General features: G+C 62.3%; 22 protein-coding genes. 11 read left to right on the forward strand and 11 right to left on the reverse strand.

What is annotated here, in order from left to right; translation table 11 throughout:
• Positions 1–141 precede the first annotated feature (141 nt).
• The 3 genes from QWI20_RS22150 to QWI20_RS22160 all read left to right on the forward strand — a co-directional run bounded on the left by QWI20_RS22150 (position 142) and on the right by QWI20_RS22160 (position 2,879).
• Positions 142–609 carry an Lrp/AsnC family transcriptional regulator gene (locus QWI20_RS22150; protein ID WP_065990584.1) on the forward strand — a complete coding sequence of 156 codons (468 nt, stop codon included), beginning with the start codon at positions 142–144 and terminating at the stop codon, positions 607–609.
• A 435-nt stretch (positions 610–1,044) separates the two neighbouring features.
• Positions 1,045–1,581 (forward strand): DUF4880 domain-containing protein, encoded by a 537-nt coding sequence (locus QWI20_RS22155; RefSeq protein ID WP_369307260.1) that lies wholly within the window; start codon positions 1,045–1,047, stop codon positions 1,579–1,581.
• Positions 1,582–1,736: 155 nt separating this feature from the next.
• Positions 1,737–2,879, forward strand: a complete 1,143-nt coding sequence (locus QWI20_RS22160; RefSeq protein ID WP_369307237.1) for a M14-type cytosolic carboxypeptidase — start codon at positions 1,737–1,739, stop codon at positions 2,877–2,879.
• Between the two features lie 109 nt (positions 2,880–2,988).
• Here QWI20_RS22160 and QWI20_RS22165 read toward each other — a convergent pair whose 3' ends face one another.
• The 3 genes from QWI20_RS22165 to QWI20_RS22175 all read right to left on the reverse strand — a co-directional run bounded on the left by QWI20_RS22165 (position 2,989) and on the right by QWI20_RS22175 (position 6,494).
• A complete protein-coding gene (locus QWI20_RS22165) occupies positions 2,989–3,534 on the reverse strand; it encodes a cytochrome b (protein ID WP_369307238.1) in 546 nt (181 codons plus the stop codon).
• A complete protein-coding gene (locus QWI20_RS22170) occupies positions 3,531–4,616 on the reverse strand; it encodes a catalase family peroxidase (protein ID WP_369307239.1) in 1,086 nt (361 codons plus the stop codon). The genes QWI20_RS22165 and QWI20_RS22170 overlap by 4 nt, the downstream gene beginning before the upstream one ends.
• A gap of 282 nt (positions 4,617–4,898) precedes the next feature.
• Entirely contained in the window at positions 4,899–6,494 is a 1,596-nt protein-coding gene (locus QWI20_RS22175) for a lactate dehydrogenase (RefSeq protein WP_369307240.1), read from the reverse strand.
• 579 nt (positions 6,495–7,073) lie between these two features.
• Between QWI20_RS22175 and QWI20_RS22180 the strand changes: the two genes are divergently transcribed.
• From QWI20_RS22180 to QWI20_RS22195, 4 genes are all read left to right on the forward strand, one after another.
• Positions 7,074–7,508, forward strand: a complete 435-nt coding sequence (locus QWI20_RS22180; RefSeq protein WP_369307241.1) for a hypothetical protein — start codon at positions 7,074–7,076, stop codon at positions 7,506–7,508.
• Positions 7,505–8,989, forward strand: a complete 1,485-nt coding sequence (locus QWI20_RS22185; RefSeq protein WP_369307242.1) for an ATPase domain-containing protein — start codon at positions 7,505–7,507, stop codon at positions 8,987–8,989. The genes QWI20_RS22180 and QWI20_RS22185 overlap by 4 nt, the downstream gene beginning before the upstream one ends.
• 10 nt (positions 8,990–8,999) lie before the next feature.
• Positions 9,000–10,022, forward strand: a complete 1,023-nt coding sequence (locus QWI20_RS22190) for a sensor histidine kinase (RefSeq protein WP_369307243.1) — start codon at positions 9,000–9,002, stop codon at positions 10,020–10,022.
• A gap of 85 nt (positions 10,023–10,107) precedes the next feature.
• Entirely contained in the window at positions 10,108–10,356 is a 249-nt protein-coding gene (locus QWI20_RS22195; RefSeq protein WP_369307244.1) for a hypothetical protein, read from the forward strand.
• A 32-nt stretch (positions 10,357–10,388) separates the two neighbouring features.
• Here QWI20_RS22195 and QWI20_RS22200 read toward each other — a convergent pair whose 3' ends face one another.
• Positions 10,389–10,838: a winged helix-turn-helix transcriptional regulator gene (locus QWI20_RS22200; RefSeq protein ID WP_369307245.1), complete on the reverse strand. Its 450-nt coding sequence runs from the start codon at positions 10,836–10,838 to the stop codon at positions 10,389–10,391.
• A gap of 47 nt (positions 10,839–10,885) precedes the next feature.
• On the opposite strand from QWI20_RS22200, the gene QWI20_RS22205 reads away from it, so the two are divergent.
• Together QWI20_RS22205 and QWI20_RS22210 are read left to right on the forward strand one after the other, a co-directional pair.
• Positions 10,886–11,821 carry an aromatic alcohol reductase gene (locus QWI20_RS22205; protein WP_369307246.1) on the forward strand — a complete coding sequence of 312 codons (936 nt, stop codon included), beginning with the start codon at positions 10,886–10,888 and terminating at the stop codon, positions 11,819–11,821.
• 98 nt (positions 11,822–11,919) lie between these two features.
• Complete coding sequence (locus tag QWI20_RS22210) at positions 11,920–12,360, forward strand: TspO/MBR family protein (RefSeq protein ID WP_346625976.1); 441 nt, start codon at positions 11,920–11,922, stop codon at positions 12,358–12,360.
• A gap of 6 nt (positions 12,361–12,366) precedes the next feature.
• Here QWI20_RS22210 and QWI20_RS22215 read toward each other — a convergent pair whose 3' ends face one another.
• Positions 12,367–13,572: an MFS transporter gene (locus QWI20_RS22215; RefSeq protein ID WP_369307247.1), complete on the reverse strand. Its 1,206-nt coding sequence runs from the start codon at positions 13,570–13,572 to the stop codon at positions 12,367–12,369.
• Positions 13,573–13,677: 105 nt separating this feature from the next.
• Between QWI20_RS22215 and QWI20_RS22220 the strand changes: the two genes are divergently transcribed.
• Both QWI20_RS22220 and QWI20_RS22225 read left to right on the forward strand, forming a co-directional pair.
• Complete coding sequence (locus tag QWI20_RS22220; protein WP_282373669.1) at positions 13,678–14,226, forward strand: TetR/AcrR family transcriptional regulator; 549 nt, start codon at positions 13,678–13,680, stop codon at positions 14,224–14,226.
• Positions 14,227–14,316: 90 nt separating this feature from the next.
• Positions 14,317–15,606: a leucine-rich repeat-containing protein kinase family protein gene (locus QWI20_RS22225; protein ID WP_369307248.1), complete on the forward strand. Its 1,290-nt coding sequence runs from the start codon at positions 14,317–14,319 to the stop codon at positions 15,604–15,606.
• Between the two features lie 465 nt (positions 15,607–16,071).
• Here the strand turns inward: QWI20_RS22225 and QWI20_RS22230 are convergent, their stop codons facing one another.
• The 6 genes from QWI20_RS22230 to QWI20_RS22255 form a co-directional block, all read right to left on the reverse strand.
• Positions 16,072–16,776 carry a YebC/PmpR family DNA-binding transcriptional regulator gene (locus QWI20_RS22230; protein WP_369307249.1) on the reverse strand — a complete coding sequence of 235 codons (705 nt, stop codon included), beginning with the start codon at positions 16,774–16,776 and terminating at the stop codon, positions 16,072–16,074.
• A gap of 192 nt (positions 16,777–16,968) precedes the next feature.
• The gene (locus QWI20_RS22235; RefSeq protein WP_369307250.1) at positions 16,969–17,742 is read right to left on the reverse strand and encodes an enoyl-CoA hydratase; all 774 of its coding nucleotides are present in this window, start codon (positions 17,740–17,742) and stop codon (positions 16,969–16,971) included.
• Positions 17,743–17,827: 85 nt separating this feature from the next.
• Positions 17,828–19,018 (reverse strand): acetyl-CoA C-acyltransferase, encoded by a 1,191-nt coding sequence (locus tag QWI20_RS22240; protein WP_369307261.1) that lies wholly within the window; start codon positions 19,016–19,018, stop codon positions 17,828–17,830.
• 37 nt (positions 19,019–19,055) lie between these two features.
• A complete protein-coding gene (locus QWI20_RS22245) occupies positions 19,056–19,823 on the reverse strand; it encodes a 3-hydroxyacyl-CoA dehydrogenase (RefSeq protein ID WP_369307251.1) in 768 nt (255 codons plus the stop codon).
• A gap of 131 nt (positions 19,824–19,954) precedes the next feature.
• The gene (locus QWI20_RS22250) at positions 19,955–21,349 is read right to left on the reverse strand and encodes a DHA2 family efflux MFS transporter permease subunit (RefSeq protein ID WP_369307252.1); all 1,395 of its coding nucleotides are present in this window, start codon (positions 21,347–21,349) and stop codon (positions 19,955–19,957) included.
• A 40-nt stretch (positions 21,350–21,389) separates the two neighbouring features.
• A complete protein-coding gene (locus QWI20_RS22255; RefSeq protein WP_369307253.1) occupies positions 21,390–22,061 on the reverse strand; it encodes a TetR/AcrR family transcriptional regulator in 672 nt (223 codons plus the stop codon).
• Positions 22,062–22,102 lie beyond the last annotated feature (41 nt).

The following is a 22,102-nucleotide window of genomic DNA, read 5'->3' on the forward strand; positions in this document are numbered from 1 at the left end:
CCTCGCCGTCAGGACGGTTCAGCCCAACGGTCACAGACAAAATACTGCCTGCCCGGCGCAGGCTTTTTCTTCCTAAATCAGCGCGAATCTGCTCATATCGTGCATGCCCGTTCCCGTTCAAGAATAAAAAAGGGTCAATTCATGCAGGTCAAGCTCAGCCCCATCGATCGCAAGATCCTCCGTCTGTTGCAGCACGACGCCAATCTCTCCGCCGCCGAGATCGCCGAGCGCGTCGAACTCTCGCAATCGCCCTGCTGGCGACGCATCAATCGCCTGGAAGAAGAAGGCATCATCGAGCGCAAGGTGGCCCTGCTCAACCCGGCCAAACTCGGGCTGACCATGACCGTGTTCGTCGACGTCAAGCTGTCCGGGCACGGCCGGAAGTACCTGACCGAGTTCGAGGAAGCCATCACCGGATTTCGCGAAGTGCTGGAGTGCTACACGATGGCCGGCGACATGGATTTCCTGCTCAAGGTCGTCGTGCAGGACATCGCCAGCTACGAGCGTTTTCTGCGCGACCACCTGCTGCAAAGCCCCCATGTGCAGGAGGCGCATTCGAACATCGCGATGAGTGTGGTGAAGCGCACGACGGAATTGCCGATCGACTAGCCTGCCGATTGACTGAGGCGCAGGCAAAGACCGTCCACGCAAAAAACTCTTTTCACCGGGGGGCGAAAAAAGCATTGACTCTCAAATGGGAATGATTATTATTGAGCGCAACCGGTCGCGAGACTGGTTGGTAACCCAGAAGCCTTAGGTCGGCTTCCGGATTATCTCCTCATCAGGCTAATCACGGTTTTTGACCCGGCTTATGGCCGGGTCTTTTTTTATGCCCTTTTCGGGTCTGGGTTCGGTCGGGTGTTGCGTCTTCAGGCTAATGAAGAGGGTTCGACAGTGATCTGTCTTTCGATGGCGCGCATCATAGCAAATGGATCGAGCGATGGGCCGTTGCAGCTGTCAAAAACTGACACATTCAGTAAAAACTTCCACATTCACGACGTTGTTTTCCGCGACCGCCGCTATTCAAACAGTGAGCAAGACGCCATGACACAGCTCCTCGACTCGTTGACCGCCTCCCCCGTGTCGCCCGCCTTGGGCACGAGCGCCGAAACTGATCTTTACCGACGCCGCCTTCAGCGGTTGTCGCGCAGGGTTCTGCAGGTTTTTCTGCTGAGCCGTCTCGACGACCTTTCCTACACTGATATCGCCCGACTGCTTGACGTGGACGCTCGCACCGTCGAACGCTGCATGACGGTTGCGCTCGAGCATTGCGTCAGCGAGCCCGCCGAACATGACCCCTCCCGTGCGATTTTGCTTCAGGCCCTGGGCTGGTACGTGCACCTGCAAAGCCCCCAGGCCACGGCGAGTCAGCGCATCGAGTTTCGTCACTGGCTCGACGCCGATCCCCGGCACCTGGCGGCGTTTCAGCACAGCGAGCAGTTCTGGCGTACCCTGCATGCACCCGCCGCGATCCTCGGCGCCAGCGGCTGGCATCGGCGCAAACCGCGCGTCTATTTCGGCTGGTTGCTGGTGACGATGTTGCTGTGCGGCCTGCTGGTCACCGCCGAAGCCTATAGCTGAAGCTGGCCCTGACTCTTTGGCGAACTATTCTGTCGCTGTCCCCCTATCGGTTGCGTGTAAAGTAATTGTCATAACAGCCCAGCGAGGCAATCAGGTCCGGCCTGCCTGCCTCCCGATGGCTTCGTAATGGCAGATCAAGCAATCAGGACGCTCCCGTGACTCAAAACGCCCTTTCCATCTCCGCCGATTTTGACAGCGGCAACATCGCCGTGATCGACGCCAGTAACCTCAAAGCCGTGCAACTGGCGATCCGTCCCGATACCCGCAGCGCACATTTCCAATGGTTCCATTTCAAGGTCGACGGCCTGCAGATCGGCGAGCCCCACGGCTTCAGCCTGACCAACGCCGGCGAGTCGAGCTACAACCGCGCCTGGACCGGCTACAACGCCGTGGCCTCCTACGATCAGAAAACCTGGTTCCGCGTGCCCAGCCAGTTCGACGGCAAGGCGTTGAACTTCGAGCTGACGCCCAGCGACTCCCAGGTGTGGTTCGCCTACTTCGAACCCTACAGCCGAGAGCGCCACGACTGGCTGGTGGATCAGGCGCTGAACAAGGCCGGCACCCAGTTGCTCGCCACCGGCAAGAGCGTCGAAGGCCGTGATATTCCGCTGCTGCGCAAGGGCGACGGTGCGGCGGGCAAGCGCAACATCTGGATCATCGCGCAACAGCACCCCGGCGAGCACATGGCCGAGTGGTTCATGGAAGGCATCGTCGAGCGGCTCCAGGAAAACGACCCTGAGTTGCAGGCCTTGCTGGCCTCGGCGGACCTGTATCTGGTGCCGCACATGAACCCGGATGGCTCGTTCCACGGGCATCTGCGCACCAACGCTCAGGGCAAGGACCTCAACCGCGCCTGGCAGGACACGACCCCCGAGCTCAGCCCGGAAGTGTTCTTCGTCAAAGAGCAGATGGAAAAATACGGCGTGGACATGTTCCTCGACGTCCACGGCGATGAGGAAATTCCCTACGTCTTCACCGCCGCCTGCGAAGGCAATCCGGGGTACACCGACCAGCAAGCGCAACTGGAAGCTGACTTCCGCGCGCGGTTGAGCGGCTTGACCCGGGACTTCCAGAGTAAATACGGCTATCCGAAATCGGCGCCGGGCAAGGCCAACATGAACTTGGCGTGCAACAGCGTCGGCGAGCGCTACAAGTGCCTGTCGCTGACGCTGGAAATGCCGTTCAAGGACAACGACGACGCCCCCGATGTCGTCACCGGCTGGTCGGGCCAGCGCTCGAAACAGCTGGCCCGCGATGTGCTGACGACCCTGGGGCAGATGGTGTCCGTCTTGCGCTGAACCGCCGCCTGATGTCGACAGGTTAACCGGCGTCCATAAACGACATCGCCAGCGGGGTAAAGCCCACTGGCGACGTCTGCCTTACCTACAGCAGGCTACCACTGCAAGATCAACCCCGCGATTTACCCCGCAGCATGCTGTCGAGCACCTCATCCCGCCTCACCCAGCCGTGAAACAACGCCGCAGCCAGATGCGCCAGAATCGTCAGGAAGAACAGGTACGCCAGATAGGCGTGGGCCTTGCGCAGCAGCGCGAAGGTGTCCGGGTTGGCCGCGACGATGGACGGCAGGCGCACCGAACTGCCGAGCATGACCGGATCTCCGGCGGCTGAAATCATCGCCCAGCCAATCAGCGGCATCGCCAGCATCAGCGCATACAGCAGGTAATGGGACAGCTTGGCGGCCAGCGCCTGCACGGCCGGCAAGTCAGCCGGCAACGGCGGCGTTTGAGTAGTGACCCGGACGACGATCCTGACAATGACCAGCAACAGAATCGCGATGCCCAGGGGCTTGTGCAGGTTCAGTAGCCATTCGTGGCGCTCGGACACCGAAGCCACCATGCCTGCGCCGATGAACAGCATGGCGATGACCATCAAGGCCATCAGCCAGTGCAGCAGGCGCGCCAGTGGGGCGAAATGCTTGACGGGCGTACTCATGGCTGTTTCTCCTGGGCGGGCTCGGCTTTCAACTGATCGACTTCACCGGTACGGCGCATGTAGGAAGCGGCGTAGGCCGCCGAGCGCGCGGCGAGCAGCGGATCATCCGAGCCTTCGATGCCGCTGGGCAAGATCAGCGGGTCGTAATTGATGTCGCGGCAATCGCCATTCAGTTGCGGGCTGTCGGAATTGACCACCAGGGTCCCGGCGTCCACGGTCTTGTGCTCGCCGGTCCAGGCTTTGGACGCGTCGTTGGTCGGGTCCTGAGGGTTGGCCAGCGTCAGCACCAGCTTCCAGCGCTGGGGGCCGCTGGCCAGTCTGTCGCTGAGGTCCTTGTCCAGATACTCCTTGGCGTCAGGCGCCGGCGCTGCATCGGTGGCTTCCGGCACCAGACTCCAGCGCACAGGCTGACGCTTGCCGCTGGCATCCACCAGCACGAAGGCGTTGACGCTGTTGTAGGTCTCAGTGACGAAACTGGCCGAAGGCTTGGCCATCTTGACCCAGGCCAGAAACGGCTGGGCTTCCGGGTGCGCGGCGAAGAACACCGGGGGTTTGGCCGGGTCGGGTTTGCCGGTCTTGGGGTCAGGGCCGGTGGCGATTTGCAGATCGATGAAGGCCTCGGGCGTGCCGACCGGAAACACCGGCATGCTGTTCATGCCCGTGCGCCATTGCTGGCCGTTGGGCTGGGTGAACTGCACGGCGAAACTGCGCAGGGGCGCAGCGCTGTCAGGGGAATACGGGTTGCCGGTGGGCACGGCCAGACGCCCGATCACCGGCGTGCGCCCGCTGGCGAAGACTTCGGCTTTGGACAGGCTGGCCGCGGCGCCGTTGCTCTCGAAGTAGCCAGCGACGCAGATGCCTTTCGGGTGGTTGCGACGGTAACCGGGATGCACACCGTTGTTGCGTTCGAACACATCAACGACCCGCGCGGGGGTCAGTCGCTGGGGTTCGAGGCTGCCATTGACGTAGGCGAAGGCGCCAGCGACGACCAGAACGATCAGGCCGATGCCGGCCAGGCGTGCGAGTTTTTGGGAATTACTGAGCGGCGGTTTGCGGGGATACGGTGGCTCACGGTCAATCATCGATCACACTCCGGGCTTCTCGCCTCTGGGGACATCAAGGTGTTTGGCACGCTTTGTTTATAGCCGGATGCTTGGGGTTTGTCAGGTTGAGGACTTTGAGCGCCTGCCGGCTGGAGCATGGCCGGAATCTGCGGCTGATCACACTGGCGCCTTCCCGGCTGAAGCCGGTCCTACGAAGGCATAGCATGCGGTCAGTGAGATGGGGTGTGAACTCAACTGTAGGACTGGCTTTAGCCGGGAAAGCGTCGGGTGTCACGCCGCAAAACTGAGCGTGTTCCGCTATCAGCCATCCAGCTTCGACGGATCGCTCTGCAGCAGCACCTTGGCGTGGATCCCGGCCAGGGTGCCGTTCAGTGTCGACGCGCTACGGCCCTGCTTCGCCTCTTTGTCCTGTTGCAAGGCCTGCTGCAGCACGCTGAGGAAATTCCGGGTTTTGGAGGTGGAGATCGGCGTGTGGGTGTCTTTCTCCAGGCGGCCCATCACGTACTTGGAAATTCGCGTCGACTGGCTGGCCGACTGGCTCAGCGTCGCATCGACCAACTCACCTTTTTTATAGCCGATGCTGGTCTTGCTGCTGGCCTGGTCGCTAACCTGGTAATACAGGTAATTCTGCGTGGCGGGATCGGTGCTCAACGCCAGCTTTTGCCCGCCTGGGAGCGGCTTGTGGTAACTGGCGGTCAGCTGGGATTGCTGGTCCTGAACGATGGTCCGGTTCATCTGGTCGCGTCCTTTGGACTGGGTGGTCTGCGACAAGGTGTAAGCAAAGGAATCGAGCTCGCCGGGGCGGCCCGGGTTGCCCTCGACGCTCTTCTCGCTGACCGACGCGCTGAAGTCGCCGAGCCCGGTCAGCAGCCCGTGGTCAGTGTCGGTCAGCTCGATCGAGTTGACGGTCTGCGGTGCCGAGGAGACCCGGGTGTCCGGGTACTGGCTGTGCAGGGTTTTGAAGGCGTCCTCAAACATCGACAGCAACTGTGCATCGCCGTCGCCACGCTTGCGCGCCGCCTCGATCTGGCTGACATAGCCGTCCAGCGCTTTGGCTTGCTGAGCGCTGTCACCGCGAATGGCCGCGTTTTTCAGGTCAACCGAAAGGTCGAGATTCCCCAGCGCGCCACTCATGCGCACCGAACGCTGGTCGGCGTCGGCGTGCAATTCAAGGGTCTGGGCGCTGCCGTCTTCCAGCTTGAGGCTGGTTTTCAACTCTACGGAGGCGAAGGCCTTGGCGTCGAAATGGGTCAGGGCGTCGAGTTTCAGGGTCGGCGGCTTGGCCGTCAGGCCGTCGATGGCTGACTGAAAGCCGTCCGCCATGGCGTTCAGTGCGTTCAGCTCGTCGTCGCTGAGGTCGCCGCCGCTCACCTGGGCCTGCACCGCGAGGCCATCGTCCTGACTGGCAAGGCTCAGCTCGATGGTTTTGCCGCTGGCGGTTTTCAGGGTCAGGCTGATGCTGTTGGCCGGATTACTGTGCAGGCGGTCCTGGGCGGCGGCGAGTTCCGCCGGCTCCAGCGCTTTGCCGGTCGTCGAGCGCAGCACCGATTGGGAAATATTCTGGCCGGTCTGGGCCAACTGACTGAGCAACGTTGCGCCCAAGCCCTGGAAACGCCCCGCCGTGGCGGAGGTGCTGAAGTTGCCCGCCATCGCCAGCGAGACTTTGTCCTGGCGGGTGTACTCCCAGGCCGGCGGGACGTTGCCATCCCCCATCAGCCCGCGGACGTTGTAGGTCAGCGGCTCGCTGACCTTGGCGTCCTGGCCCAGCATTACGACGGACGACGGCGAGGCGTTGGTGGTGCCAGCAACGGCGCTGTCATTCACCGCGACGGTGGCCGCCGGTTTGACCACCGGCATCAATGCCACGGATGAGGTAACCGAAGAAATCGCTGACATGGCACTTCCCTGTTCAAGTGAGTAATAGACTTCCTGAACAGGGTGTCGGCGGACGCCTTTGTAACTTGAGCGGTACAAACCCGAGGCATTCCCGCTACACAGTGAACGCGCCACGCTCGGCCAATGAGGGGTACGCCGAGAAGATGATGCGTGGGGATTTTCCATTCACGTGACCTCTGCAAACAATTCAGTCGAACACTTTTACGTTATCGATCATAAATAAACAGCGGGCGCTTATTCGCCGTCCTGCAACTTACGCAGCCACTCGTTTGATTGAATAGTTATGGCGTGCTTAAACTTCACACCCTCCAAATGAATAACTATCCGCATTATCCAATTGCACCGAGAGCCACCGACGCATTTATATACATCCCGATGGATAGAATTAAAACAACACCGAGCGTTGACCAAACCGCTAGCCGTAGAACTCGCCTCCCATTGAGTCTTCCCACCTTTGATCGGCGGAACGGGCCCGGTGAAGCCTGAGGGCCTGCGCGGCAGAGCGCCGCACGCTTCATGCGTCTGTCCGTTCGGGGAAGAACGTGTACTATCCACCGACACCTACCAGAACTTAATCCCATGTTTGCCGATAGCGAAGCAGGCCAACGAATTGCCACATGCCTGACCCATCGGGTCAATGGCAGCGCGGAACTTTCCCAGGTCGCTGAAGCAATTACTTCGATGTTCGAGGACATTAATACCTCCCTGATCCCCATCATCGGGCCGAAAGGTGTTGCCGCCCTGTATCGCCGCAGCCTTCATCTCTACATATCAAAGCACCCGCTGCCTGGAGACAACTACAAGATGCTGGTCGTGGGCATGGATCTTCAACAATTGAAGGCGTTACTGGCCGAAGAATCGATAGCCGACGCGCTCTTGTTCGGTCAGGAAGTTTTGAACACTTTTCACGCATTACTTGCCACGCTGATCGGACCATCACTCGCTGCCCGGCTGCTCCTTGACGTGTGGGAACACTCTTTCAGCGGCCCGCCTGCCCAGGACATTTCACGATGAGTAGTAAAGTCACGATCAACCGTCTGGCAACGGGCGTACCGGGATTCGACGAGATTCTGGGTGGCGGCCTGCCGGAGTTTTCCTTCAACCTGATCGCCGGTCCGCCCGGCTGTGGCAAGACCACGCTGGCCCATCAGATGATGTTCGCCCTGGCCACACCCGAACGCCCGGCGATCTTCTTCACGGTCCTCGGAGAGCCGCCGCTGAAAATGCTGCGCTACCAGCAGCAGTTCAGCTTTTTCGACGAAGAAGCGGTGAACCGCTCGATCCGCTACGTCAATCTGGCGGATGACACTCTGGCTGGCGATCTGGACGAAGTCCTGCGGCGCATCGTCGCCGAAGTCGAGGCCCACAGCCCTGCCCTGGTGTTTGTGGACTCGTTCCGCTCGGTGGTGCTGGCCAGCGAAACCGCAAGCAGTCCCAATAACAACCTGCCGCAGTTCGTGCAGCAGTTGGGCATGCTGATGACCACCTGGCAAGCGACGACCTTCCTGCTGGGGGAGTATTTCAACGAACTCGACAGCAACCCGATCTTCACCGTCGCCGATGGGCTGATCTGGCTGCGCCAGAGCGTTCAGCGCAACTCCATGGTGCGCAAGATGGAGATCATGAAGATGCGCGGCCAGCCGACGCTGCCCGGGCTGCATACCTTCCGCATCGCCGATTCGGGCGTTACGGTGTTTCCCCCGGCCGCGGTGACGCTTCAGGACCGCGCCGCGCTCATCCACGGCAGCCCTGCGCAGCGGCTGAAGATGGGCGTGCCGCATCTGGACGATATGCTTGGTGGCGGCCTGCCCCGGGGCTATTCGTTGCTGGTTGCCGGCCCTTCCGGCTCTGGCAAAAGCCTGCTGGCGGCGGCCTTTCTCGAAGAGGGTGCACGCAACGGCGAAACAGGCGTGATCGCCGTTTTCGAACAGCGACCCAATCACCTGCATAACGCCGAACTCACGCGTCTGGTGCACATGGACAAAGTAGGCGTCGTCGACCGACGGGTGCCGGACCTGTCCATCGACGAGATTGTGCAGCAGCTGCTCAGCGAAATCCGCCGGCTGGACGCGACGCGTGTGGTCATCGACTCGCTGTCCGGGTTCGAGCTGGCCGTGGCGCCCGCCTTCCGCGAAGACTTCCGCGAATCCCTGTCGCGCATGGTCAATGCGTTGACCAGCACCGGGGTCAGTGTATTGATGACCTCGGAACTGGAAGACCGCTACACGGATCTGCGCTTCAGTCCTTACGGCACGGCCTTTCTTACCGATGCCATCATCGTCCAGCGCTACATTGAGATCGACAGCCGCTTGCAGCGCATCATGGCGGTGGTCAAGGTCCGGGCCAGCGCTCACTCGGATGAACTCCGGCTGTACCGCATCGACGACAACGGCTTGCAGATCGGCACCCGCCTGCATAATCAGGAAGGGCTGCTGGGCGGACGCCCGACGAGGCTGTCGCCAGGGGTTGCTGAAGTGGGAGACAACATTCGATGAGCGCATTGCCATGAGCGAATTCGACAGCAAGGACGCAACCGGAGGCGCAGACGCCGACCGAGAATTCGAGCAACTCGCTGAGAAAAAGGAACGGGCCATGGCGCACCTGGCGTTCCTGCGCCGAGAGCTGTACGAGGCCGAAGCCTCTGCCGGCGCCGGGCTGCATATCGAATTGCTGGTGGAAGCCAATCAGAAACTGGTGCTGGCGGCGTTGGCGGCGCAGGCGCAAGCACCCGCTGCCAGTGCACACGCTGATGTCTATCAGGATCTGCGCGAGGCCAACGAGCATCTGGTGATTTCTGCGCTCCACGCGCAGACGTTGCAAGCCCAGGCTGAACAGGCGCTGGCCCAGCAACGCACGGCCATGGCCTCGGTAGCCCATGAAATGCGCAACCCGCTGACGCCCATCAGCATGATTGCCGAACGCATGGTGCGCACGTCCAGCGACAGACTGCCGGAAATGCGCAACCTGATCGAAGGTCAGGTGCAGCATCTGTCGCGCATGGTGGAAGACTTGCTCGACGTCTCCCGAGCAAGCACCGGAAAGCTGCGCCTGAGCTACGCCCACCTCGACATCGTGCAGATCATTCAGGAAGCGGTGGAAGCCTGCGCGCCGCTGATGCACAAGAAAAACCTGCACATGGACGTCAGCCTTCCCGACGCGCCGATACGGGTCAACGGTGATCACATCAGGATCGTGCAGATCTTCACCAATGTGCTGACCAATTCGGCCAAGTACACCCCGTGCGGCGGCAACATCGAACTGCGTGCCGAGACCGTTCCCGAGGGCTTGAAGATCGTCGTCTCCGACAACGGCATCGGCATTTCCGCCCAGGCATTGCCGGTGATCTTCGATCCTTATGTGCAGGACACCCAGGCCATCGGCTTCAATGGCTCGGGCCTGGGCATCGGTCTGACGGTGGTCCGGCAGCTGGTGGAAGCCCATGGTGGCAGCGTCACCGCCCACAGCGAGGGCGAAGGCAAGGGCTGTCATTTCACTATTTTGTTTCCACTGGTGGGATCTGCGCCGTAACTCGGCCACAATACGCCCCCGATCCCAGGCTCCAGGGCTTCACGCCTTTCGGTTCGCCGCCAAACCTACCCCCCAGGACTGAGCAATGCCTCAAGAGCGAATCGCTGCACTTCGGCTTCCCAAACCCATTCAGGGTGCGATCGACGATCTGGTGCGCGCGTTGAACGCCGCCACCACCAAGGAAGACCTTGAACGCGAGGCCGCCATGGAAATCAGTTTCATCCTCAGCCTGGAGACCAGCAGACGTCTTCGCCCGGCAGACGTAGAAACGCTGTACATGATCTTCGACGACGCCGTACAGGAACGGCTCATCCAACTGGCGGATCAGTCCTGATCGGACGGCTTGCCGCCTCCCTCGCTGGCACGTCACACCGCTGCTGTGTCATACCGTCGCCGCGCCGCCGTAAACCCTTCCGCCTGTTCGATGACCCAGGTCCAGAGCGGAATCATCTGCACCAGCAAGCCCATGCCCAGTTCAGTGAGCGCGTACTCGACGCGCAACGGCTTCTCGCCAAAGTCATGACGACTGATCAGCCCGTCGCGCTCCAGCTGGCGCAGGGTATGGGTCAGCATGCGTTGGGTGACGCCGTGCAGCTGGCGTCGCAACTCGGCGTGGCGCAACGGGCTGGTCACGCCCAGCGCATGCACCACGCCCAGTGACCATCGATTGCCGGAGTGGCCGAGGATATCGCGCTTGAGGCCGTCCTCATCGTCGCTGAGCGCACGGCATGCATCCTGCGAACGGCGCACGATTTCCTGAGCTTCCAGGCCCCTCGGTATCACCGCTGTGCCTACTTTTTGCCCGCCGATGTCCATGACAAGATCCCCAGCCTTAGATTAAGTGTGTCAAACAGGGGCTCACCATGCAGGCTGATATTTCACACGTCAAACAACACATTCTGGTCTTGGGCGCCGGCGAACTGGGGCTCGCCGTATTGCGCGGACTGGCCGCGCGCGCGGGCGAATCGGCGAGCATCAGCGTGCTGTTGCGCCGGTCCAGTGTCGAGAGCGCCTCCCCAGGAAAGCAAAAGGAAATCGCCGCGATCAGGTCCCTCGGCGTGGCCATCGAGGTGGCTGATGTCGCCGAAGACTCGGTCGAAGCACTCGCTGCGGTGCTGAGCCGCTTCGACACGGTGATCAGTTGCGTGGGCTTTGGCGCCGGCCGGGGCACTCAGCGCAGGCTGACCCAGGCCGCACTCGCCTCGGGGGTGAAGCGCTACGTGCCCTGGCAGTTCGGTGTCGACTACGACCTGATTGGCCGTGGCAGCCCGCAAGACCTGTTCGACGAGCAACTGGATGTGCGCGACCTGTTGCGCGCTCAGTCCAGGACTGAATGGGTGATCATCTCCACGGGCATGTTCACCAGCTTCCTGTTCGATCCGGCATTCGGGGTGGTGGATCTGCCTGCCGGGCGGGTCAATGCACTGGGTAGCCTGGACACGGCGGTAACGGTGACGACGCCGGAAGACATCGGCACCCTCACCGCCGCCATCGTCCTGCACAGCCCGCGCATCATCAATCAGGTGGTGTACACCGCTGGCGACACCCTGACCTACGGCGATCTGGCCGATCTGCTTGAGCGGCTCACCGGACGGACATTCGAGCGCCGGGCCGCCAGCGTGCAGCAGTTGCTGGCGGCCCTTGAGGAGGTGCCCGACGACAATCTGCGCAAGTACCGAGCGGTGTTCGCCATGGGGCACGGCGTGGCATGGGACGTGACGCAGACGTTCAATGGTCAGCACGGCATTGCGGTCACGGCTGCCGAGGTTTGGGCACGGGCGCACCTGGCTCGCGATTAATCTCTCTGAGCGGATACGGATTTTTCCGGCGCAGACGCATCCAATGCCCAGACGGCCCCACGGCCTGCACTTCGAATGGTTTCAGCAAAGGACCCCACATGACTTTTTACATTTACCTCATTGCCTGCTGCGCGGCGGCCAGCACCGGCATCATTTTCAAACCCGGCAGCTGGTATGAATCGCTGCAAAAACCACGTTTCACCCCGCCCAACTGGCTGTTTCCGGTGGCCTGGACAACCATTTACCTGCTGCTGGCCTGGGCCGGTTATCGCCTGACCCTGATCCCCGGCAGTGAGACCGTGCTGGCGTTGTGGGCCGCGCAAATTGCCTTGAACACGCTGTGGACGCCGGTGTTCTTCGGCGCCCACCGGATCATGGCGGGCATGATCATTATCTTGCTGCTGTGGCTGGTGGTTGCCGCGATGGTGGTGCTGGGGATCCAGCTCGACCTCATCACCGGACTGATCCTGTTCCCCTATCTGGTGTGGCTGACCGTGGCGTCGGCGCTGAATTTCTCGATTCTGCGTCATAACCGATAACGCGGATCAGGCAGCTCTGGCGCGGCCGCCTTGCTGGATCAGCAGACCGGCCAGCGCCGAGACCGCCAGCAAGACCACCACCCCACCGTAGAAATTGGTGGTGGTCACCAGCCCCGCCGTCTTGATCGACACGCCGGCCAGCAGCGCCGGAATGCAGAACGCCAGATAACTCAAGGCCAGAAAGGCCGCCATCAACGCACCCCGCTCGTGGGCGTGGGCCAATGGCAGCAACAGCCGCAGGGCGCCGAGGAAACTCGCTCCGAAGCCAATCCCCGCCACCACGGCGCCGGTGAAGAACAGCCACAGCCAGCCCAGATTCACCGCCGCCAGAATCACTGAAACCCCGACCGCCAGAAAACTGCAGCCCACCCGCAATGCCAGCCGGGGCGCGCGCAGACGCAGGTTATGGATCGAAATCGCGCCACTGATGGTCAGCGCTGCCACGGCAAAGCCGCCGTTGAGTACCGAGGTCGAACCGGTCGCGGCAGTCAGCAGCGACGGCGCGAGCGACAGGAAAAACCCGCCCAGCGCCCAGGCCGCGATGTCCGCAGGGAGCACCAGCAACAACGTCCCCCGCGCCTGGGTCGGTACGGCGAGCCGCGGCCGCAGGGTTTTCAGCACACCCGGCTGCGGCGTCACTGTTTCAGCGACCCACAACAGATACACCGCCTCCCCGATGAACGCCGCAAGAAGCAAGCCGTAGGCGAGGCCCATGGGCAGCGGCGCGTATTCCACCAGCGCACTGGTGCCGAGGGCGCCCAGTGCCATGCCGAACATCGGCGTAATGCTGTTGAGCAGCGGACCCTGCTGCGCATCGCTGTCGAGCATCGCGGCACCCAATGCGCTGGTGGCGATGCCTGTCGCCACGCCTTGCAGCACCCGCGCGACGATCAGCCAGCTGACGTCGGTGGCTGCGATGAACAGCAGCATCGAGACGATCTCCAGCAGCAGCCCGATGAAGATCACCGGGCGGCGACCGAGGTAATCCGACAGCGAACCGAACACCAGCAGCGTCGCCAGCAGGCTCAGGGCGTAGACGGCGAAGATCACCGTCAACAGCGCCGAGGAGAAGCCCCACGCCTGTTGATAGAGGTGGTAAAGCGGCGTAGGCGCACTGGACGCGGCGAAGAAACACAGCAGCACGAAGGCCAGAAAACCCAAGTGGCTCCGCCCCCGACCATCGACTTGCGGGTTCTGCAAAGAATCAGACACGAGTACACTCTCCCGAAAAAGCACACCACAAAAGCTACTAATTAGCTTTAGCAGTGTGGGAGCAGCGTCTGCTTAAAGCAAATACTTTGTGTTAGGGTCCGCACCATGGCTATCAAAGAAGGCATTCGCACCGGCGGCCGCAGTGCCCGGGTGCAGACATCGATTCACGCGGCGGTCCGCGATCTGCTCCAGGAGCAGGAGCGTTCGGCCCTCAGCGTGCCCATGATTGCGGCCCGCGCCGGTGTCACGCCGTCGACCATTTACCGGCGCTGGGGCGACTTAACCTCGTTGCTGGCCGACGCCGCTGTCGAGCGTCTGCGCCCGGACGAGCCGGTGGATTGCGGCAATCTGCGCGATGACCTGCGCACGTGGGTCGAGGTCTATCTCGAAGAAACCAACTCGGCGCCGGGCCGCGAAATGATGCGCGACGTGGTCGCCAGCAGCGCGACGCTGTGCTCGGGCAAGTGCCTGAACATGGTTCGCGATCAACTGCAGATCATCATCGACCGCGCCCGGGAACGCGGTGAACAGAGTCCTTCGGCGGACGAACTGGTCGATGCCGTCGTCGCGCCCATGGTCTACCGCATTTTGTACGCCGAATCGGCACCGTCCCTTGAGCGCATGCATCAATTGCTGGACCGCTGCCTGAACTGATCCCTCACCCGTCGCGCTCGTAGCAAACGAGCAACGGCCGGGTTGACTGGTTATCATGGTCGCCCATTGACCACAGGCGCCCTTCCCCCCATGCACACCCTTGCAGACCTGCGTGCCGGCAAACTGGCAGGCATCACGCGGCTCACTCTCAGCGCCGACCTCAGTGAATTCCCCGAGGAGATTTTCAGCCTCGCCGATTCGCTGGAGGTGCTGGACCTCAGCGGCAATCGGCTGACTGACCTGCCCGCCGACCTGCACCGGCTCAAGCGCCTGAAAATCCTGTTCTGTTCCAATAATCCCTTTACCCGCCTGCCGGAATGCCTGGGCCTGTGCGAGCAACTGTTCTTCGTCGGCTTCAAGGCCTGCGAGATCGCCGATGTCCCCGCCAACGCGCTGCCGCCTTCGCTGCGCTCTCTGGTGCTGACCGACAACCGTATCGAAACCCTGCCTGAAGCCATCGGCGATTGTGCGCACCTGCAAAAGCTGATGCTCGCGGGCAACCGGCTGCGGCAATTGCCGGAATCACTGGCCCGCTGTCAGCGCCTGGAATTGGTGCGGATCGCGGTCAACGATTTCCATGAACTGCCGCGCTGGCTGCTGGAGATGCCCGCGCTGGCCTGGCTGGCGTTTGCCGGCAATCCGCTGAACGACATCCACACTGAAGCGCCGATCCGGCAGATCCCGTGGACGCAACTGACGCTGCAACGGGTGCTGGGCGAAGGCGCGTCCGGGGTGATTCAACAGGCGCAGTGGCACGCGGACAAGAACGCGACGGCGCTGGACGTCGCGGTGAAGCTTTACAAGGGCGACGTTACCAGCGACGGCTCGCCGTTGAACGAGATGCAGGCGTGCATAGCGGCGGGTCGTCATGCCCATCTGATTCCGGTGCTCGGGCAGATTCTGAACCACCCGCAGGGCGCTCGCGGACTGGTGATGGAGCTGATTTCGCCTTCTTTCGTGACCCTTGCGCGTCCACCTACCCTTGAGTCCTGCACACGGGACACTTACGTCGACACCCGGCTGACTCTGTCGACGGTGAAGCGAATGGCGGCCGGGATCGCAGCAGCGTGCGCACATTTGCACAAGCATGGGGTCAACCACGGTGACCTGTACGGCCACAACATCCTCTGGAACGAAAGTGGGGACAGCCTGCTGGGGGATTTCGGCGCAGCGGCGTTTTACCCGGATGAAGAAACGGGACGCAGGCTGGAGCGCGTTGAAGTGCGCGCGTTCGGGCTATTGCTGGGGGAATTGCTGGACTGCTGTGGGGATAGCGATTCGCAGGTTGCCGGGTTGCGGGCACTGGAGCGGCGTTGCGTGCAGGCGGATGTGATGCAGCGGCCCGGGTTTGCGGAAATCGAGCAGCAGTTTAGTCAGTAGGACCCAATCCAGAGCACGCCGCATCACCTGTGGGACCGGCTTCAGCCGGGAAAAGGCCAGCGTGGCCACCCTCAATTTAGCAGTGTACCCCCCGACGCCTTCCCGGCTAAAGCCGGTCCCACTAAGCCTGCGGCGTGTCAGTGGGAACCCATCCAGAGCACGCCGCGCAACCTGTGGGACCGGCTTCAGCCGGGAAGAGGCCAGCGTGGACACCCTCGATTTAGCAGTGTGCCCACCGACGCCTTCCCGGCTAAAGCCGGTCCCACTAAGCCTGCGGCGTGTCAGTGGGAACCCATCCAGAGTACGCCGCATAACCTGCGGGACCGGCTTCAGCCGGGAAGAGGCCAGCGTGGCCACCCTCGATTTAGCAGTGTGCCCCCCGACGCCTTCCCGGCTAAAGCCGGTCCCACCCTGTGTTCGCGATCATTCAGTGGGACCGAGTTCAGTCAGTTGGCCCAGCCAGCGTTAGCCCGTCAAACCGACGTACACGTTTTGCACGTCATCGTGGCTGTCGATCGCTTCGAGGAAGGCTTCCACTTCGGCCATCTGCTCTTCGCTCAGGCCTTCAACCGGGTTTTTCGGGCGGTAGCCGATCTTGGCGGATTCAACGGTGAAGCCGAACTCGGGCAGCGCCTTGCACACGACGTCGAGGTCGGTGGTGTCGGTGTAAAACGTCGCAACGCCCTCTTCGCCTTGATCAATGTCCTGAGCGCCGGCTTCGATGGCGGCTTCCTCGGCATCGGCTTCGGGTGATGCGGCAACCGCATCGATCATCCCCAAATGATCGAAATCCCAGGTAATCGAACCTTCGGCGCCCAGTTGGCCCTTGCGGAACAGCACGCGGATTTCCGACACGGTGCGGTTGATGTTGTCAGTCAGGCATTCAACGATGACCGGCACTTTGTGCGGCGCGAAGCCTTCGTAGGTGAGTTTCTCGAAGTGCACGTGCTCGCCGAGCAACCCGGCGCCTTTCTTGATGGCACGCTCCAGCGTTTCGCGCGGCATCGAGGCTTTCTTCGCCTGCTCGACCACCAGACGCAGGCGCGCGTTCATGTCGGGGTCAGCGCCGGAGCGTGCGGCAATCATGATCTCTTTGGACAGCTTGCCGAAAATACGCCCCTTGGCGTTGGCTGCCGCTTCTTTGTGTTTAGCCTTCCACTGTGCGCCCATGATTGCTCTCTTGTTCCGGTGGCGATAAATCGCTCGGATCCGACGCGTCTTGCGCGTCGGGCCGATGGCGATAAATGCTGAAAATAAGGTGATCGATAATGACAGGCCGGGGGTGAACCGCGGCGACCGGCGCATTTTATACACGCTGGCGCCAGAAGACACCCCTGAGACGCGCCACCGCCCTGACCTGACTCAGCGATGCTTGAACGCCGGCTCGCGCTTCTCGATGAACGCCGCCATGCCTTCCTTCTGGTCCTCGCTGGCAAACGCCGCATGAAACACCCGGCGTTCGAAACGAATCCCTTCGGCCAGGCTGACTTCAAAGGCGCGGTTCACGCTCTCCTTGACCATCATGGCCACCGGCAACGACTTCGCCGCAATGCCGGCCGCGACGTTGAGCGCTTCCTCCAGCAACTGGTCCTGGGGCACGATGCGCGCGACCAGCCCGGCACGCTCCGCTTCGACGGCGTCGATCAGGCGCCCGGTCAAGCACATTTCCATGGCCTTGGCCTTGCCGACCGCGTGGGTCAGACGCTGGGTCCCGCCCATGCCCGGCAGCACGCCCAGCTTGATTTCCGGCTGGCCGAAGCGCGCGTTGTCGGCCGCCAGAATGAAGTCGCACATCAGCGCCAACTCGCAGCCCCCGCCCAAGGCAAAGCCCGAGACGGCAGCAATGATCGGCTTGCGGCGGTTGGCCACCCGATCGCTGTCACTGAACAGGTCGTCCAGATAGATCTGCGGGTATTTCAGCTCGGCCATTTCTTTGATGTCGGCCCCGGCAGCGAAGGCTTTCGCCGAGCCGGTCAGCACGATGCAGCCGATGCCGTGATCGCGCTCCAGCTCGTCGAGGGCATGATTGAGTTCGCTAATAAGCTGCGCATTCAGGGCGTTGAGCGCCTCTGGACGATTGAGGGTCAGGAGTGCGACGCGACCTCTGATCTCTTTGAGGATTGTCGTGTAATTCATTGTTTTATAGACCTTTTACTATTTAGGACGCCCGTCAGCTGTTATCACAGATACAACCTGCGAAACATGGCGCAAGCCATTGATATCAAACGACAAGCTCGACTGCCATTGCCGTCGCTTCGCCGCCACCGATGCAAATCGCGGCGACACCTCGCTTCAGTCCACGCTGCTTCAACGCCGACAGCAACGTCACCAGAATCCTCGCCCCCGACGCGCCAATGGGATGGCCCAACGCACAGGCGCCGCCGTGCACGTTGACCTTGTGATGGGGCAGTTCCAGGCGGGCCATGGTGACCAGCGCGACGACGGCGAAGGCTTCGTTGATCTCGAACAGATCGACCTCGGCCAGCGACCAGCCGGTCCTGCTCATCAGCCTGTCGATGGCGCCCACCGGCGCGGTTGGAAAAAGGCCCGGTTCATTGGCATAGGCCGCGTGACCGTGGATGACCGCCAGGAGCGTGAGCCCGCGTCGCCGGGCTTCGGACTGACGCATCAGGGTCAAGGCCGCAGCGCCGTCGGAGATCGAGCTTGAGTTGGCTGCCGTCACGGTGCCGCCCTCGCGGAACGCCGGTTTCAGCAACGGGATTTTGTCCAGCTTCGCTTTGGGCGGCTGTTCGTCCTGGCGAATGGTCTTGCGCTCCTTGCCGACCGTGACTTCCACCGGGACGATTTCAGCGTCGAACCAGCCGCGCGTCATGGCCTCCTGCGCCCGGGTCAGCGAGGCGACTGCAAAACCGTCCTGGGCTTCCCGACTGAAATTTTCAAGCCCGGCGCACTCCTCGGCAAACGTGCCCATCAAGCGGCCTCGGTCGTAGGCATCTTCGAGGCCGTCGAGGAACATGTGATCGATGATCCGGCCGTGGCCCATGCGGTAACCGCTGCGGGCCTTCTCCAGCAGGTACGGCGCGTTGGACATGCTTTCCATGCCACCGGCGATCACCACGTCGGCGCTGCCGGCGAGCAGCATGTCGTGGCCGAGGATGGCCGCCTGCATGCCCGACCCGCACATCTTGTTCAACGTGGTGCAGGTGGTGGAGTCGCTGAGCCCGGCGCCCAATGCCGCCTGCCGCGCCGGCGCCTGACCCAGCCCGGCTGGCAATACACAACCGAACAGCACTTCGTCGACCTGCGCTCCATCGATGCCCGCGCGCTCGACGGCGGCGCGGATGGCAGCGGCGCCCAGTTGCGGCGCGGTCAGGCTCTGGAGGTCGCCCTGAAAGGCGCCCATGGGCGTGCGCACGGCGCTCACGATCACCACGGGGTCGTCGTTCAACATCTGGCGTTTGTTCAAAGACATGATGGGGTTTCCTCGATTAGCGAGCGGCCATGCGCAAGGCGCCGTCCAGGCGGATCACTTCGCCGTTGAGCATGCTGTTTTCGATGATGTGGCGGGCCAGTGCCGCGTATTCCTCGGGCTTGCCCAGGCGTGGCGGGAATGGCACGCCGGCGGACAGGCTTTCGCGCACTTGCGGGGTCATGCCGGCCATCATGGGGGTTTCGAAAATGCCCGGAGCGATGGTCATGACGCGGATGCCGTAGCGCGCCAGTTCGCGGGCGGCGGGCAGGGTCAGGCTGACGATGGCGCCCTTGGAGGCCGCGTACGCCGCTTGGCCGATCTGGCCGTCGTAGGCGGCAACCGACGCCGTGTTGATGATGACGCCACGCTCACCGCCGGCATCGGCCGTGCCTTCGGCGATGGCAACAGCGGCCAGGCGCAGCAGGTTGAAGCTGCCGATGAGGTTGACGTTGATCACCCGGCTGAAACTGTCGAGGCCGTGGGGACCTTCTTTGCCGAGGATTTTCTCGGCGCCGACGATGCCGGCGCAGTTAATGACGCCGTTGATCTGGCCGAACGCACTGAGCGCCGCATCCACCGCGGCCTGAACAGCGCTCTCCTGGGTGATGTCGCTGACGCTGGCGCGGGCTTTGTCGCCCAGTTTTTCCACCTGGGCCGCGAGCGCTTCGGCATTGACGTCCACCAGCATCACGCTGGCCCCTGCGTCGATGAGCATCTGCGCGGTGGCTGTACCGAGCCCCGACGCGCCGCCACTGACCAGAAATACCTTGCCTTGGATCTGCATGATTGTGTCGTCCTTACACGTTTATTGTTGGAGTGGCGAAATACTCCGCTCTGCCGCGCCGATGGGCAATGGTCAAAGCGCGCAGAACGTCTGGTGGTTTTGGCCAGTGGCGCTTCGTGTTTGCCAGCAAGTCAGGCCTTGGGTTGCAGCAGCGCTGCACCGGCCTGGGCCGGTACCCGGCGGTTATCCAGCAGCGCCAAGGCCGCGATCACCGCGACGCCAATAAACGTCAGCTGGAAATCAGCGGTCATCGCCTGCCCGTCGTTGCCATAGAGGGCCATCGCGCCACGCAACAACAGCGCAGCAATCGCGACGCCCAGTCCCATGCTCAACTGGAAGCACATGCTGAACATCGTCGACGCATCGCTCATCTGCGGTTTGGGCACGTCGGCGAAACCCAGCGTGTTGAACGCGGTGAACTGCATCGAGCGCGACAGCCCGCCGATGAACAGGATCAGCAGGATCATCGGCCAGCCAATGGCCGAATCGAGCAGCGCGCAGGCGGCAATCGCCGCCACACCGATGCAGCCATTGACCAACAGCACCTGGCGGAAGCCCCAGCGCTGCATGATCACGCTGGTAAAGGGCTTCATCGCCAGGTTGCCCGCAAACACTCCCAGCACCAGCAGCCCGGCGTCGAATGCCGACAGGCCGAAACCCAGCTGAAACATCAGCGGCAGCAGGAACGGCAGCGTGCTGATGGCGATCCGAAACACCGAACCGCCCAGCAGACTGACGCTGAAGGTGCGAATGTGCACCACCGCGACATTCATCAGCGGCTGCGGATGCCGACGCATGTGGCGCCAGGCCAGCGCGCCGCAGACCACGCCGAGCGCCGTTACCGCAAGGCCCGGCCACTGACTGCCATGGCCCTGCCCCAGCCGTTCCATCCCGAACAACAGCGCCGTGCAGGCCACGCCCAGCAGCAGGAAACCTTTCAGGTCGAACGGCCGAGTGCTGACTTCATTGCGTTTGGGGATGAGGATGAGGGTGGCAATCAGCGCCATGACGCCGAGGGGCAGATTAAGGTAGAAAATCCACGGCCACGACGCGTGGGTAACGATGAATCCACCCAAGGGCGGCCCGAGTATCGGTGCCACCAGCCCGGGCCAGGTGATCAGCGAAATGGCCCGCACCAGGTCTTTCTTTTCAGTGGCGCGCATCACCGCAAGGCGCCCGACCGGGACCATCATTGCGCCGCTCATGCCTTGCAGGACCCGGGCGGCGACGAACGTCTCAAGACTGTCGCTGATGCCGCACAGCATCGAGGCCACCGTGAACAGCACGATGGCGCCGCCGAACACCCGCCGTGAACCGAGTCGGTCGGCCAACCAGCCGCTGAGGGGAATGAACGCGGCGATCGCCAGCATGTAGGCGCTCATGCCGATATTCAGATCCACCGCCGCGACGCCGAAGGTCCGGGCCATTTCCGGCATGGCCGTGGCGATCACCGTGGCGTCGAGGTTTTCCATGAAAAAAGTGACGGCCACCAACAAGGCGATCAGCGTGGATTGGCGTTGCGACATCGTTGGGTCCTCAGGCGAGCGTGGCGTTGAACGTGCCGGGTCACGGCAGCAGGTAGCGCATCACCGCATCACAGATCATCGCTTTTTGCCGCGCCTTGACCGCTTCGTCTTCCAGGTCGATCTGGAAAATCTCGGAAAAGGTATGGCGGTTCGACACGCGATAGAAACAGAACGAACTCATCAGCATGTGCAGGTCAACGGCCTGTACGCCTGGGCGGAACACGCCGTCCTGCTCGCCGCGCCGCAAGGTGTCGTCCAGCGCCTGCAAGACGTTCCGGCTCAGCTCGCGGATGGTCGGGGACTGTTTGACGTTGGCGCCGTTGTGGATGTTCTCGATGCACACGATGCGCACGAAATCGACGTTGCGGTCGTGGTGATCGAAGGTGAATTCCACCAGCCGCCTGACCGCTTCTTCCGGCGCGAGCACGTCGAGGTCAAGGCTGCTTTCCGTGGTGCGAATGTCGCCGTACAGCTTCTCCAGCACTTCGGTGTACAGCTGCTCCTTGCTGTTGAAGTAGTAATAGATCATCCGCTTGGAGGTTTGCGTGCGTTCGGCGATCGCATCAACGCGGGCGCCGGAGAGCCCCTGGGCGACGAACTCGGCGACGGCCGCCTGGAGGATGCCGTCGCGGGTTTTTTCCGGATTGTTCTTGCGGGACTTGCGCGGCGTCTCGGCTGGCGCTTCGGCGAGGCTGTCGTCAACGGTTTTCATGCGGGGCTCACGACCACGGTGGAATCGCGGGATTATGGGCT

This window comes from Pseudomonas sp. W2-17 (assembly GCF_041060445.1).
In the GTDB taxonomy this organism is placed as follows: Bacteria; Pseudomonadota; Gammaproteobacteria; order Pseudomonadales; family Pseudomonadaceae; genus Aquipseudomonas.

What these genes read in the sequence shown, in the direction of transcription:
- QWI20_RS22155 (WP_369307260.1), top strand. Translation starts at nt 1,045, where the DNA reads ATGACACAGCTCCTCGACTCGTTGACCGCCTCCCCCGTGTCGCCCGCC.
- QWI20_RS22220 (WP_282373669.1), top strand. Translation starts at nt 13,678, where the DNA reads ATGGCTATCAAAGAAGGCATTCGCACCGGCGGCCGCAGTGCCCGGGTG.
- QWI20_RS22230 (WP_369307249.1), bottom strand. Translation starts at nt 16,776, where the DNA reads ATGGGCGCACAGTGGAAGGCTAAACACAAAGAAGCGGCAGCCAACGCC.
- QWI20_RS22175 (WP_369307240.1), bottom strand. Translation starts at nt 6,494, where the DNA reads ATGTCAGCGATTTCTTCGGTTACCTCATCCGTGGCATTGATGCCGGTG.
- QWI20_RS22180 (WP_369307241.1), top strand. Translation starts at nt 7,074, where the DNA reads ATGTTTGCCGATAGCGAAGCAGGCCAACGAATTGCCACATGCCTGACC.
- QWI20_RS22170 (WP_369307239.1), bottom strand. Translation starts at nt 4,616, where the DNA reads ATGATTGACCGTGAGCCACCGTATCCCCGCAAACCGCCGCTCAGTAAT.
- QWI20_RS22235 (WP_369307250.1), bottom strand. Translation starts at nt 17,742, where the DNA reads ATGAATTACACGACAATCCTCAAAGAGATCAGAGGTCGCGTCGCACTC.
- QWI20_RS22255 (WP_369307253.1), bottom strand. Translation starts at nt 22,061, where the DNA reads ATGAAAACCGTTGACGACAGCCTCGCCGAAGCGCCAGCCGAGACGCCG.
- QWI20_RS22225 (WP_369307248.1), top strand. Translation starts at nt 14,317, where the DNA reads ATGCACACCCTTGCAGACCTGCGTGCCGGCAAACTGGCAGGCATCACG.
- QWI20_RS22165 (WP_369307238.1), bottom strand. Translation starts at nt 3,534, where the DNA reads ATGAGTACGCCCGTCAAGCATTTCGCCCCACTGGCGCGCCTGCTGCAC.
- QWI20_RS22245 (WP_369307251.1), bottom strand. Translation starts at nt 19,823, where the DNA reads ATGCAGATCCAAGGCAAGGTATTTCTGGTCAGTGGCGGCGCGTCGGGG.
- QWI20_RS22240 (WP_369307261.1), bottom strand. Translation starts at nt 19,018, where the DNA reads ATGTTGAACGACGACCCCGTGGTGATCGTGAGCGCCGTGCGCACGCCC.
- QWI20_RS22190 (WP_369307243.1), top strand. Translation starts at nt 9,000, where the DNA reads ATGAGCGAATTCGACAGCAAGGACGCAACCGGAGGCGCAGACGCCGAC.
- QWI20_RS22150 (WP_065990584.1), top strand. Translation starts at nt 142, where the DNA reads ATGCAGGTCAAGCTCAGCCCCATCGATCGCAAGATCCTCCGTCTGTTG.
- QWI20_RS22250 (WP_369307252.1), bottom strand. Translation starts at nt 21,349, where the DNA reads ATGTCGCAACGCCAATCCACGCTGATCGCCTTGTTGGTGGCCGTCACT.
- QWI20_RS22195 (WP_369307244.1), top strand. Translation starts at nt 10,108, where the DNA reads ATGCCTCAAGAGCGAATCGCTGCACTTCGGCTTCCCAAACCCATTCAG.
- QWI20_RS22210 (WP_346625976.1), top strand. Translation starts at nt 11,920, where the DNA reads ATGACTTTTTACATTTACCTCATTGCCTGCTGCGCGGCGGCCAGCACC.
- QWI20_RS22185 (WP_369307242.1), top strand. Translation starts at nt 7,505, where the DNA reads ATGAGTAGTAAAGTCACGATCAACCGTCTGGCAACGGGCGTACCGGGA.
- QWI20_RS22200 (WP_369307245.1), bottom strand. Translation starts at nt 10,838, where the DNA reads ATGGACATCGGCGGGCAAAAAGTAGGCACAGCGGTGATACCGAGGGGC.
- QWI20_RS22205 (WP_369307246.1), top strand. Translation starts at nt 10,886, where the DNA reads ATGCAGGCTGATATTTCACACGTCAAACAACACATTCTGGTCTTGGGC.